Below are 14,162 nucleotides of genomic sequence, written 5' to 3' on the forward strand. Positions count from 1 at the left end.
CACACTTTTGATATATTTTAATTAACAGTATTTTAAAAAAACACGATTAATTTGCTATCATTTAGGTAGCATTTCCATAACATGAAATTTAAAACTTCACGATGAAGTAAATAAATACTGTTTCTCATTTTCTACCTTCTAGACTATAGCGTCGTTAGATAAGAGAGAAACAACATAATAAGGAAAGGAATAACATGCCATTAAAAAACTTAATTAAGGTAACTGCTGTTGCTGCTGCAATGCTTGGTGCTGGTATGGGAACGGCGAGTGCTCAAGAGTTCATTACGATTGGTACGGGTTCAGTAACTGGTGTTTACTACCCAACTGGCGGTGCCATTTGTAAGCTAGTGAACAAAGATCGTAAAGAACATAATGTTCGCTGTTCTGTTGAATCTACAGGCGGTTCAATCTACAACGTAAACACAATCCGTGCAGGCGAGCTTGACTTTGGTATCGTTCAATCAGATTGGCAGTACCATGGCTATAGCGGCACAAGTAAATTTGAAGATCAAGGCCCTTACAAGAAATTACGCGCCATGTTCTCTCTTCATACAGAACCTTTCAACATTATCGCACGTACAGATTCAGGTATTAACAACGTTGCTGATTTAGAAGGCAAACGTGTGAACATTGGTAACCCAGGCTCTGGTGACCGTGCAACAATGAGCGTTGTTATGGATGCTATGGGTTGGACTAACGATAGCTTTAAGCTAGCTTCTGAACTCAAAGGTTCTGAGCGTTCACAAGCTCTTTGTGACAACAAAATTGATGCATTCATTTACATGGTTGGTCACCCAAATGGTTCAATCAAAGAAGCAACAACGTCTTGTGACGCTAAGTTAGTCTCTGCTACGGGTCCTAAGATCGATAAAATCGTTGCCGATAACCCTTACTATGCTAATACAACAGTCCCCGCAGGTATGTACCGCGGTACTGAAGGTGATGTAAATAGCTTTGGTGTTGCGGCAACCATGGTTACAACGTCTGATGTTTCTGATGAAGTGGCTTACAGTGTAGCAAAAGCAGTGTTTGAGAACTTTAATACCTTCAAACGTCTACACCCAGCATTTGCAACACTGAAAAAAGAAGACATGGTAAAAGAAGGTCTTTCTATCCCACTACACCCAGGTGCGGTGAAATACTACAAAGAAGTTGGTCTACTAAAATAGCATGTCTTCTAAGTAGCGCTACCCTTTACTGGTAATGTTGTTATAAAACGAAGAGACCCACAGGTCTCTTCGTTTCTTCCTTACCCCCCTGATCTTTCCATGCAACGGATAACAATCGATAATCAAACGGATTTTAAGATCGTTTTTTTCTAGCCTAGATATTGGCTTATATTCAGTAATCTAATACTTAATGATTGAGTGTTAGGTTCGACCATCACAAGGAAAAGTACATGACGCAGTCGTCAAATACGTCACAAGATGTGCAAGAAATGGTGGCCCAATCTGATACTGGTGCGCGTTCACCGCAAGGATTATCTGGCCGTATTCTATGGTTTGTTCCACTATGTTGGTCTCTGTTTCAACTTTGGTATGCTTCCCCTTTACCGTTCATTTTTGATTTCGGCATACTCAATGATACGGAAGCACGTTCAATACATTTAGCGTTTGCTATTTTTTTAGCCTTTACGGCTTATCCCGCTCTTAAAAATTCACCGAGAGATCGTATCCCCGCCATTGATTGGGCTCTTGCGTTTGCAGGCAGTTTTTCAGCCGCTTATATTTATATTTTCTATGCGCAACTTGCGGATCGTTCTGGCGCTCCAACGACTCCTGATATTATTGCATCCGTCGTAGGTATGGTGCTATTGCTTGAAGCAACACGCCGCGCTTTAGGCCCACCACTAATGGTGGTTGCTGCTGTATTCTTACTTTACACCTTTGCTGGCCCTCATATGCCAGATGTCATTGCACACAAGGGGGCAAGCTTAAATAAAGCAATGTCACACCTATGGCTAACAACCGAAGGTGTTTTTGGCGTTGCACTAGGCGTATCCACTTCTTTTGTTTTCTTATTTGTTTTATTTGGTGCCATGCTAGAAAAAGCAGGTGCAGGTGCTTACTTTATTAAAGTCGCGTTCTCTTTACTTGGTCACATGAAAGGGGGCCCAGCAAAAGCAGCGGTCGTAGCTTCTGGTTTATCCGGTTTAGTTTCTGGTTCATCAATTGCAAACGTAGTAACAACCGGTACGTTTACGATCCCGCTCATGAAACGTGTTGGCTTCTCAGGTGAAAAAGCAGGAGCCGTTGAAGTTGCCGCATCAACCAATGGACAATTAACACCGCCAATTATGGGTGCAGCTGCATTCTTAATGGTTGAATACGTTGGTATCTCTTATGTAGAAGTAATTAAAGCCGCATTATTACCCGCTCTAATTTCTTATATCGCCCTACTCTACATTGTTCACCTAGAAGCATGTAAAGCAGGAATGACTGGCCTTCCTCGCCGCCATACACCAAAGTTACTTCACAGCTTACTTTCTTTCACTGGAACCATTTTAGGTCTTTGTGTTATGAGCGCTGCCGTTTATTACGGTATTGGTTGGACTAAAGATGTCTTCGGTGATGGCGCGACACCAATTGTAACGGTTGCTCTATTACTTTCTTATGTCGGCTTAGTTAGTATCTCTGCAAAGTATCAAGAGCATGCAATGATGGCGATTGATGAAGAGCTGACTGAAGTACCTGATCCAGGACCAACCATTAAATCTGGCTTGCACTTCTTACTGCCTATCGTCGTATTAGTATGGTGTTTAACAGTAGAGCGCTTCTCTCCAGGATTATCTGCATTCTGGGCATCAGTATTTATGATTTTCATTCTACTGACTCAACGACCACTGATTGGTTTTTTTGCTAAAGAAAGCAACCTAACTGAACATGTAAAACAAGGCTTTAATGATTTACTAGAAAGTCTAGTGTCAGGTGCTCGAAACATGATTGGTATTGGTGTCGCTACCGCGGCGGCTGGTACGGTTGTTGGAGTGGTAACCTTAACGGGTATCGGACTAGTAATGACTGATTTTGTAGAGTTTATCTCTGGTGGTAGCATTATCCTTATGCTGCTATTTACTGCGGTAATCAGCTTGATCTTAGGTATGGGGTTACCAACAACGGCTAACTATATTGTTGTTTCTACCTTAATGGCCCCAGTTATTGTGACCTTAGGTGCTGCGCATGGGCTGATTATCCCATTAATTGCCGTTCACTTATTCGTGTTCTACTTTGGTATTCTTGCGGATGATACTCCTCCTGTAGGTCTTGCGGCTTTTGCTGCAGCCGCAATCGCAAAATCAGATCCAATCCGTACTGGTATTCAAGGTTTTACCTATGATATTCGTACCGCAATTTTACCTTTCATGTTTGTTTTCAATACTCAGTTATTATTAATGGGGATTGATTCTTGGTGGCACTTAGCTCTAACGATTATCTCTTCAGTTATTGCGATGTTGACCTTCTCAGCCGCAACACAAGGCTGGTGGTTTACTAAAACAAAATGGTGGGAAGTCTTATTACTACTATTAATAACATTCTCACTATTCCGTCCTGGTTTCTGGTGGGATCAAATCTACCCAGCTAAAGATTATCACCAAGGTATTGAGATCGCTCAAATTGCTGAAGAACTAAATGTGGGACAATCACTGACATTAGAAGTGACAGGACAAGATCTAGAGGGCGATGTCATTAGCAAAACAGTTCGCTTACCTTTTGAAGACCGAGCCGTCACTGGTGATGAACGTGTAAGCTCTATGGGTCTGATGCTATCTAAAATAGATAATAAGATGATTGTAGATATGGTTGAATTTGGCAGTCCAGCCGAAGCTTCTGGAATTGATTTTGACTGGGAAATAAAGAATGTTGTGCTTGATGCAGAGCGCCCTCTGAAAGAATGGGTATTTGTACCAACACTGCTTCTACTGTTTGCACTAGGCTTTAATCAGCGTCGCCGAGCGAAAAAGGAAAACTTGGTGGCATAAATTAATGAATGGAATCTAGGGGGGTCACCCTCCCCTTATTAGGTAATAAAAATCATGTATAAGCAAATATTGGTTCCAGTAGATTTAAATGAAAAAGGCTTTGCTGATAAAGCGGTTGAGTTAGCCGTTTGGCATGCAAAACAATCGAATGCTGAGCTGCATTTATTAAATGTATTGCCAGGCATTCATATGTCGATGGTTTCGACCTATTTTCCTAAAGATGCCGCGAAAAAAATGAAAGAAGATGTCTCCGCTCAATTAAACGAATTTGCAGCAAAATTTGTTGATGAAGAAGTGGTATACAAAGTTCACGTATCTGAGGGCAAACCTTACGTCACCATCTTAGATTACGCTGAACGTCTTGGTGCGGATTTAATCGTTATGCCAAGCCATAAGCGCTCAAAAATAGACAAAGTAATGCTGGGCTCTGTGGCGAATAAAGTAGTAGAAAACTCACCGATTAACGTAATGGTTGTTAAGCCACAAGGCTAACTTCCCATCATTATTTTCTACTATTACTCTCAATAAAAAAGGAGCCGTTCGGCTCCTTTTTGTTTTTTTATACCAATCGACTCAGATTATTGCTTAGGTAAGGTCTTATAATCAGGTCTCACTGGCACAATATTCATTGAATCTAATACGCCTGATTTCGCCTCAGGATAAAACTCACAAGGTGCAAATATACTGATAAACTTATCGGTTTCTGGATGATAAAAACTCAGCTCAGCAGAGTGCAGTTGCAAACGATCAGAAAACGCCAGAGCCTCTTCACACGCGTAAAACTCATCTCCAACAATCTCATGCCCCTCTTCCATCATATGCACACGCAATTGATGAGAGCGACCCGTGATCGGCAATAAACGCACTAATGTTGTCTTATCTTCAACCTGTATCACTTGATAGCCCGTTTGTGATGGCTTTCCATGCTCGTAACACACCATTTGGCGTGGACGATTTGGCCAATCACAAATTAGCGGCAAATCAATATGGCCTTCTGTTTTCTCTACTTTCCCCCATACTCGTGCGTAATACACTTTATGAGTTAAACGATACTGAAATTGCTTTTTAATGTGCCTTTCAGCTTCTTTATATAAAGCAAAAATCATCAGCCCAGACGTCGACATATCAAGACGGTGTACAAGCTGAGCTTCTGGAAACTCAGCGATAACACGGGACCATACACTGTCATAGTGCTCTGGAGCCCTACCGGGATTAGAGAGTAATCCCGCAGGTTTATTCACCGCAAGAATCGCTTCATCTTGATAGACAATATCAAGCGGTTCCATTGGTGGATTGTATTCAAGCATTGCCATGATTAGTTATGGCTCACAACGATTAAACGCAGTGAATCAAGCTGAACTTGCGCTTTACCTATGTATCCTGAAAGCTCACTCATTTGAGTTTCAATTTGAGTTAACTCTTCATCACGGATATTTGGGTTTACCGCTTTCAATGCTTGTAAACGCTCTAGCTCTGCCTTTAATGCTGCTTTCATCTCTGCGTTTGCATCCACTCGAACCGCTTCAATACGATCTTCAATACTCACTTCAGCCGTATCAATTAGCGCATGGATCTCTTTTTGAACAGAGTTCACAAGCTTACTTGCCATGTGGCGATTTACAGGGCTTAACTGACGGTTAAAGCTTTCAAACTCAACTTGAGCTGAAAGATCATTACCTTTACCATCCATCATTAAACGGATTGGCGTTTTAGGTAAGAAGCGACCGATACCACTTTGCTTAGGCGCTTGTGCATCCACCACATAAATCAATTCAAGTAATAGAGTACCCGCTGGTAGCGCTTTGTTTTTTAATAAAGAAACGGCTGTTGCCCCTACACCTTCGGTCAAGACTAAGTCAATACCACCTTGGATCATTGGGTGCTCCCAACTGATCAAGTTCATATCTTCACGAGAGAGTGCCGTTTCACGATCAAAGGTAATCGTACAACCTTCATAAGGCAGACCTGGGTAGCTAGATACCAACATATTTTCTGCTGGAGTAACAACAATAGCATTTTCGCCTTTGTCATCCTGATTCAAGCCAATAGTATCAAATAGGTTTAATGCAAAATTAACTAAGTTCGTATCACCATCCGTTGCGGCAATCTTCTCAGCAATCTCTTTTGCTTTCTCACCACCATTAGAATGAACTTCTAATAAGCGATCTCGACCTTGCTCTAATTGCGCTTTTAATTCTTTATTTAGTGCTGCAGACTCTTCAATCAGAGGCTCTAACCCATCTGATTTACCCGTCGCCAAAATCGCAATAATCGTATCTGCGAATTTTTCATACACCGCACGACCCGTTGGACAGGTTTCACCAAAGGCATTTAAACCCTCATCAAACCAACGCGCTAATAGCTCTTGAGAGGTGCCTTGCAAATAAGGAACATGAATATCGATATCACGCTTTTGACCAATACGATCCAAACGACCAATACGTTGCTCAAGTAAGTCAGGATTGAAAGGTAAATCAAACATCACTAATTGGTTAGCAAACTGGAAGTTACGACCTTCAGAGCCGATTTCTGAACAGATAAGTACTTGTGCGCCACCTTCTTCTTGTGCAAAGTAAGCCGCAGCCTTATCACGCTCAATGATAGACATACCTTCATGGAAAACCGTCCCACGAATGCCTTCACGCTCACGTAACGCTTGCTCTAATTGCAGTGCGGTTGAAGCACGAGAAGCGATAATTAATACTTTCTCATTACGGTTTTCTTTGAGTAATTCAAGTAACCAGTTAACGCGTGGATCAAACTGCCACCACGTTGCACTATCGCCTTCAAACTCTTGGAAGATCTCTTCAGGATAAAGCATTTTCATTGCACGAGCTTCATCGCTCATGCGACCGCCCATCATAGTCGCAACACGCATTGACGTTGCATACTGCGATGGCAGAGGCATTGGCATTAAGTTCAAATTACGTAATGGGAAACCTTTAATTGCAGCACGAGTATTACGGAATAACACACGCCCTGTACCGTGACGGTCCATTAAGTTATCAACTAACTCTTGACGCGCCTGTGCTTGCTCTTCTTCTGATGCAGAAGATTCAATAATTCTAAACAGAGGCTCGGCATCTTGCTCAGAAAGTAGATCTGCAATGCGGTTTTTCGCCTCATTCGATAGCTTATCGCCACTCATTAATGCGGTTACGGCATCAGCAACGGGCTGATATTGACGCTCTTCTTCAACAAATGCGTCATAGTCGTAGAAACGATCTGGATCTAACAGACGTAAACGAGCAAAGTGACTTTCATGACCTAATTGCTCAGGCGTTGCAGTTAGCAGTAGAACACCGGCGGTCTCTTCTGCAATCGCTTCAATCACTTGGTATTCACGGCTTGGTTTTGTTTGATTCCACTCAAGGTGATGCGCTTCATCGACCACAAGTAAATCCCAATCCGCCTCAACCACTTGTTCAAAACGACGCTTACTCTTACGAATAAAATCTAATGAACACAATACAAACTGCGCAGTATCAAATGGGTTTTCTGAATCCGCATACGCTTCAACACAGCGCTCTTCATCAAAGATAGAGAAATGCAGGTTGAAACGACGCATCATTTCAACTAACCATTGGTGTTGCAAGGTTTCAGGAACCACAATAAGCACACGTTCAGCACGGCCAGATAGCACTTGCTGGTGAATGATCATTCCGGCTTCAATTGTCTTACCTAAACCAACTTCATCAGCCAGTAAAACACGCGGTGCGTAACGACGGCCGACTTCTTGTGCGATAAATAATTGATGTGGGATCAAACCCGCACGCATACCACATAAACCACGCATTGGGTTTTTGTGTTGTTCGTATTGATTTTGCAGCGCACGGTAACGCAAAGCAAAACGATCCATACGGTCAATTTGGCCTGCAAACAATTTATCTTGAGGCTTATTAAAGCGGATCTGATGGCTTAGTAATGTTTCACGAAGGACAACATTCGTTTCATCAGTATCGACACGTGTTCCGATATAAGTAAGTAGTCCAGCGTCTTCAATAACGTCTTCTACTTCAAGAGACCAGCCTTCATGGCTTTCAATTGTATCTCCCTTATTGAACATCACTCGGGTAACGGGTGCATCGTGTCTTGCGTATAAACGATTTTCTTCTGATGCGGCAAAAAGTATCGATACGGTTCTATCATCAACAGCAACAACTGTTCCTAAACCCAAATCACTTTCTGTATCACTGATCCAACGTTGGCCCAAAGCAAATGACATAGTGGTAATACACCTCAAAATTAGTTTATTTTATATAGAGTAATAAATTTTAGAACCTGAATAGAAAGCCTTAAGGCGAGGTTCAAAAGGGCGCTAATGTTACTGTATGACAGCACATAGGTCACGCCTATTTATCATAAAACTGAGTGTAGTAGATTATACTCAATTTGAGAGGAAAAAGTTTACTTAACCGCTTGCAAATATCGCTCTAATTGCGGCGGATTATCTTGCGTTGTTAGTTCAGATACTTTTCCAGAACTCAATATTTTATGCTCGCACACAAAGGCGTAATGAGTGGCTAGAGCTTTTGCATCCTGCAAACTATGAGTTACCATCATCACCGTAAGACTCTGAGATTTAATGAGTTGATTGATTAAAGCAATCATCTCTTCACGCAGCATAGGGTCCAGCGCAGAAAAAGGTTCATCTAATAGCAATACTGGTTTTTTTTGTACTAAGCATCGAGCTAATGCTACCCGCTGTTTTTGCCCGCCAGATAACTGCTCAGGTAAACGATGTAATAATTCATCAACTCCGACTTGTTGAGCAGCATGAATGACTTGCTCTTTCTCTGCCTCACTTAAGCGCAAGTTCGCTTTAATACCTAAACCAATATTGTCGGCAATCGAGAGATGAGCAAATAAGTTGTGTTCTTGAAATAGCATCGACAACGGACGCTGATGTGGCGCTTTTGATAGTAGTGACGTGTTGTTGACCGTAATATCACCCGACTCTGGATTGATGAATCCTGCCAATAAACTCAACAAGGTACTCTTCCCTGCCCCACTAGGACCAAGAACAGCGACAACATCACCTTGGTTTACATCTAAATCAAATTCAAATAATTCTGAATGATAACAATATTTTACATCCGAAAAACTCAGCATTACGCTCCACCTTTATGATTATGTTTAGAAGAGAACAACCACTCCACCACGCTAAATACACCAACACTTAATAGCAATAAACTTAAGGAGACCACTGCGGCGGCTTCCATTTGATAGCTGCCTAATAATTGAAACAGATACAAAGGCAAGGTGCGAAACTCTTGGCTGCCAAACAAGGCAATCGCACTTAAATCACCAATCGACATAATAAAGGCAATCGCAAATGCATGAGCCATGGGCTTTCTTAATGCTCGCCATTCAATCAATCGAAAACGTGTAAAACCATAAAGCCCTAAACTGGCTGATAATAATTGGTATTGCTGCGCAATATGCAACAGAGGCTGCGCGAGTGTTTTTATCACATACGGCAGAGCCATAAGCGCATTCACGACGACAACTATCCAAATCGCGATTGAAAATACATCGGTCATATCTCTGAGTAATAAAAACAATCCAGTACTGATCACCAAGCCCGGAGTCACTAAGATCATGGTTCCTATCAGATCTAATTTATCAGCCCATAATCGCTTCTGTTTTAATCTCAACGCCCGAGTCGTATGCAATAAGATAACGCCAAATATCATTGCTAATACCGCAGCGCCTAGAGCCACTATTAATGAGTTGGCTAACGCTAACCAGAAATCAGATGAACTAAACACGGTGATCAATTCCGAATTTAAACCACTAAGCACCACCATCAATAACGGCGGTAATACAAAGAGTATCAGTAATATAATCCAACCTCTGTCCCACCACTTTTCTTGGATTGAATCTTGATACAGCACCGCTTGAGAAATGGATGCCGAGTCAACAGCAACCGATTTAGAAAAACGTTGAATAGATAAAGAAAGCACGCCACATAGCAACATCTGCCATAAGGCTAAAATAGCCCCCGCCTGCAAATCAAAATCAAACTTAATCGCTTGGTAGATAGCCAGTTCAATCGTGGTTGATTTTGGACCGCCACCTAATGCCATTACCGTAGCAAAACTAGTAAAGCAGAGCATGAATACAAGGCCTGCGACATGAGGGAATTGCTGCTTAATCCTCGGCCATGCCACCAATCGGTATTTACTCCAACCCGTTAACCCTAAATGAGCCGAAAGTTGATGTTGCTCTGTAGGAATAGAATCCAGACTTTGTAGAAACAAGCGAGTAGCGAAAGGATAATTGAAAAAAACATGCGCGAGTAAAATGCCATTTAAGCCATAAATTGAAAATGGCAGAGAATAACCAAACCATTGAAATAGATCAGCGATTAAGCCGCTATTTCCATAAATAGAGAGTAAGCCAAAAACACCCACTAATGCAGGAAGCACAAGCGTAGTCGCGCAAAGTTTCAGTAGTAAGCCTCGTCCTTTAAATTGACGTCGTGATAAGGCATACGCTGTGGGGATCGCAAGACTGATACTAAATAAAGTAGAAAGGAATGCTTGGTATAAACTGAACTTAGTTATATAGCGATAATAAGGATCTGACCAAACGAGACTTAAATCCAAGCTTGGCGATTCTAAAAGCAGAGCACTGATCGCTCCACCAACAAAGCCAATAATGACAATCGCGATTAAATATCCCAATAAAGGAACTGAATAATAAGAAGAGGTATTTTTCATAATTGCCAAAAGAAAGGAGCACAATGGTGCCCCTTATTTCAAATTAGAATGTCAGGGCGTGTTGCCACTCACGGATCCATGATTTACGTTGTTGTGAAATTGCTTTTGAATCAAATGACATAGCCTTACTCGGTACTGTTAAGCTATCAAACCCCTCAGGCAAAGCAACATCGGTCACAGGATACATCCAATTACCGGTTGGCATCGCTGATTGAAACTTATCAGTTAAAATAAAGCGAAGGAACTCATCAGCAAGTTTATTATGTTGAGTATTTTTTACTTTCGCTGCCACTTCTACTTGAGTGTAATGGCCTTCAGAAAAATTAGCCGCGACAAATCTATCGTCTTTTTCAGCAATCAAATGATACGCTGGAGAAGTGGTATAAGACAAAACCAAATCAGACTCGCCTTCTAGGAACATACTGTAAGCTTCAGACCAGCCTTTGGTTACTGTGACCGTTTTCTTAGCGAGTTGCTTCCACGCGTGCGGTGCTTCATCACCATAAACAGACTTCATCCACAGTAATAACCCTTGGCCCGGTGTCGAGGTTCGTGGATCTTGATAAATGACGTTTAGATCATCGCGCTGCTCTACTAGCTCTTTTAAACTTTTTGGCGGATTGGTCACTTTTTCTTTATTGTAAACAAATGCAAAGTAACCGAAATCATAAGGAACAAATATCGCGTCATTCCAACCTCCCGGTAAAGTGACAGAATCAATATTCACTTGATGCTGAGCCAATAGCCCTGTCGCCTTCGCTTCTGCCATTAAGTTATTATCTAAACCTAATACTACATCTGCTTTGGCATTTTTCCCTTCTAAACGAAGTCGATTCAAAATAGAAACACCATCATCAAGTGCTACCAATTTTAAATCACAGCCACATTGCGCTTCAAAAGCCGCTTCAATCGTTGGGCCTGGGCCCCAATCCGCCGCAAAAGAGTCATAGGTGTAAACGGTTAGCGTCTCTGTATCTGCAGCAGAAACAGAAAAAGAAGACGCCGTGACGATAGCTAACGCTGTCGGCAATAGTTTAAATAGAGAGGAAATTGAAAGAGTGTTCATTGTGTGCGCTTACATCCTTTTGAGCGGCACAGAATTAAGGTGATATTCTCTAAGAGGATGTCATCTCAATCCCTACGCCAGCATTATCTGAGTCAGGTAGTACGGGTTTAAGCGAGCATTATCCAATGCTTACTAATCTCAGCGAATACCAATCTAGATTACTAGTTGATATCGGTTGCTCCCCGATGAGAGGTCATATTGTATGTGTGAATCAAGCAATGAGCTAGAGGTTTTCTCTAAGCACACTCATTATATCAACGGTGATCGTAACCCCAGCGAGGGACTAACCCTTGATCTATACCTAAATGATCTAATATTCGAGCGACCATAAAATCAATTAAATCTTCAATCGACTTTGGTTGATGATAAAAACCAGGTGCGGCAGGCATAATAGTCGCACCAATTTGAGAAAGCTTTAACATATTTTCTAAATGCAACGTTGAAAATGGCGTTTCTCGGACAACAAGAATTAATTGACCACGCTCTTTTAACACCACATCAGCAGCGCGCTCTATTAAATTATCCGAAATACCATGAGCAATAGAAGCAACACTACCTGCAGAGCATGGACACACAATCATTTGCTTTGGTGCTGCTGATCCAGAAGCGACTGGTGAAAACCAATCCTCTTTACCACAAACCGTTAAATTATCCGCATGACAACCAAGATGCTCAACCAGTGCCGCTTTCATCGCATCAGGGCCACTTGGTAACTTCAAATCATGCTCTGTCGCCATCACCACGCGAGCTGCTGACGATATTAAAAAATAAACGTGATAATCCGCCGCTAATAAACATTCAAGCAAGCGTAGACCATAGGGCGCACCAGATGCGCCTGTCATTGCTAAAGTTATCGCTCTCTTTTCAGATTTCATTGTTGGTTTAACTTCTCAAGTAATTTACCGTGAATGCCTTCAAAACCACCGTTACTCATTACCAATATTTGATCACCCGGCTGTGCTTCGGCCACAATCATATCAACAAAAGCATCAATATTATTATGAGTATAAGCAGGTTGAGTACACTGCAGTGCAACATCATCTACCGACCAAGTGATATTGTCTGGTTGAAAAAGATAAACCGAATCAGCTGCATGTAGAGAAGCCGCCAACGTATCTTTGTGAACGCCTAATTTCATGGTGCTTGAACGAGGTTCTAGTACCGCAATAATTTTCTTATCGCCCACTTTATTACGTAAACCACCTAGCGTTAGATCAATCGCTGTTGGGTGATGAGCAAAATCATCATAAACAGTGACTCCATTTACTTCGCCTTTAAACTCTAGACGACGCTTAGTATTAATAAACTTACCTAACGCTTCACAAGCTAAATCAGGAGTAACCCCTACGTGACGAGCAGAAGCGACCACCATAAGCGCATTACTGACATTATGATCGCCGACGAGATCCCAATTTACTTGCCCTACTTTCTCGCCTTCAAAATAGATCTCAAATTGACTGCCATCTTTCTCAATTTTAATCGCTTTCCATTGGCCATCTTCACCGGTAAATTCAAGCTCACTCCAACAACCTTGTTCTAATACTTGCTCTAGTGGCTTATCTTGTTTTGGTGCAAAAATACGTCCGGTACTTGGAACCGTTCTAATTAAATGATGGAACTGGCGCTGAATAGCGGCAAGATCATCAAATATATCCGCATGATCAAATTCAAGGTTATTCAACACAAGAGTTCTCGGGCGGTAATGAACAAACTTAGAGCGCTTATCAAAAAAAGCACTGTCATATTCATCTGCTTCTACGACAAAAAACATGCTTTCGCCTAAACGCGCCGATTCACCAAAATTACCAAGTACACCACCCACTAAAAATCCAGGTTTATAACCACACTCTTCAAGTACCCATGTCAGCATGCTCGCCGTTGTGGTTTTACCGTGGGTTCCTGCCACCGCCATCACCCAGCGATCTTGTAATAAGAACTCTTGAAGCCATTGTGGTCCTGAGGTGTATTTCAGATTTTTATCCAATACATATTCAACGCACGGGTTACCGCGGCTCATTGCATTACCAATTACGACAAGATCTGGTGCAGGATCTAACTGGCTTGGGTCAAAGCCTTGGATGATCTCAATACCTTGAGACTCTAATAATGTGCTCATTGGTGGATACACGTTAGCATCGCACCCCGTAACCTTATGTCCAAGTTGGCGAGCCAATGTCGCAGCGCCACCCATAAAAGTGCCGCAAATACCAAGGATATGAATATGCATAATTACAACCGTCTTATTATTAAATTAGTGAGCAACCTCAATACAAAGTTACTTCAATACTCTTAAAAAGTTCTATGCTATAGAATGAATTACAGCAAACAGTAACACAACTATTATAAAAATAAATCAGTACCTAACCCTACTTACCGTTGATATCTAATAACA

Annotated in this window: 10 protein-coding genes; 3 read left to right on the plus strand and 7 right to left on the minus strand. The window is 41.8% G+C overall.

Annotation, left to right across the window (positions count from 1 at the left end; genetic code table 11):
• Positions 1-194 precede the first annotated feature (194 nt).
• From PVK62_RS11250 to PVK62_RS11260, 3 genes are all read left to right on the plus strand, one after another.
• Positions 195-1,169, plus strand: coding sequence for a TAXI family TRAP transporter solute-binding subunit (locus tag PVK62_RS11250; protein WP_274444401.1), 975 nt, complete (start codon positions 195-197; stop codon positions 1,167-1,169).
• Positions 1,170-1,399: 230 nt separating this feature from the next.
• Positions 1,400-3,979 (plus strand): TRAP transporter permease, encoded by a 2,580-nt coding sequence (locus PVK62_RS11255; protein WP_274444403.1) that lies wholly within the window; start codon positions 1,400-1,402, stop codon positions 3,977-3,979.
• 54 nt (positions 3,980-4,033) lie between these two features.
• Positions 4,034-4,471: a universal stress protein gene (locus tag PVK62_RS11260; RefSeq protein ID WP_274444405.1), complete on the plus strand. Its 438-nt coding sequence runs from the start codon at positions 4,034-4,036 to the stop codon at positions 4,469-4,471.
• Positions 4,472-4,557: 86 nt separating this feature from the next.
• Here PVK62_RS11260 and PVK62_RS11265 read toward each other — a convergent pair whose 3' ends face one another.
• The 7 genes from PVK62_RS11265 to mpl form a co-directional block, all read right to left on the minus strand.
• Entirely contained in the window at positions 4,558-5,292 is a 735-nt protein-coding gene (locus PVK62_RS11265; protein WP_274444407.1) for a pseudouridine synthase, read from the minus strand.
• Between the two features lie 2 nt (positions 5,293-5,294).
• Entirely contained in the window at positions 5,295-8,204 is a 2,910-nt protein-coding gene (rapA, locus tag PVK62_RS11270; protein WP_274444409.1) for an RNA polymerase-associated protein RapA, read from the minus strand.
• 182 nt (positions 8,205-8,386) lie between these two features.
• Positions 8,387-9,091 (minus strand): thiamine ABC transporter ATP-binding protein, encoded by a 705-nt coding sequence (gene thiQ, locus PVK62_RS11275; RefSeq protein WP_274444410.1) that lies wholly within the window; start codon positions 9,089-9,091, stop codon positions 8,387-8,389.
• Positions 9,091-10,704, minus strand: coding sequence for a thiamine/thiamine pyrophosphate ABC transporter permease ThiP (gene thiP / locus PVK62_RS11280; protein ID WP_274444411.1), 1,614 nt, complete (start codon positions 10,702-10,704; stop codon positions 9,091-9,093). The genes thiQ and thiP overlap by 1 nt, the downstream gene beginning before the upstream one ends.
• Positions 10,705-10,747: 43 nt before the next feature.
• Complete coding sequence (gene thiB, locus PVK62_RS11285) at positions 10,748-11,770, minus strand: thiamine ABC transporter substrate binding subunit (protein WP_274444413.1); 1,023 nt, start codon at positions 11,768-11,770, stop codon at positions 10,748-10,750.
• Positions 11,771-12,024: 254 nt separating this feature from the next.
• Positions 12,025-12,645 (minus strand): flavin prenyltransferase UbiX, encoded by a 621-nt coding sequence (locus PVK62_RS11290; RefSeq protein WP_274444414.1) that lies wholly within the window; start codon positions 12,643-12,645, stop codon positions 12,025-12,027.
• Entirely contained in the window at positions 12,642-13,997 is a 1,356-nt protein-coding gene (gene mpl / locus PVK62_RS11295) for a UDP-N-acetylmuramate:L-alanyl-gamma-D-glutamyl-meso-diaminopimelate ligase (protein WP_274444416.1), read from the minus strand. The genes PVK62_RS11290 and mpl overlap by 4 nt, the downstream gene beginning before the upstream one ends.
• Between the last annotated feature and the right edge of the window lie 165 nt (positions 13,998-14,162).

Source organism: Aliivibrio sp. S3MY1 (assembly GCF_028765575.1).
In the GTDB taxonomy this organism is placed as follows: Bacteria; Pseudomonadota; Gammaproteobacteria; order Enterobacterales; family Vibrionaceae; genus Aliivibrio.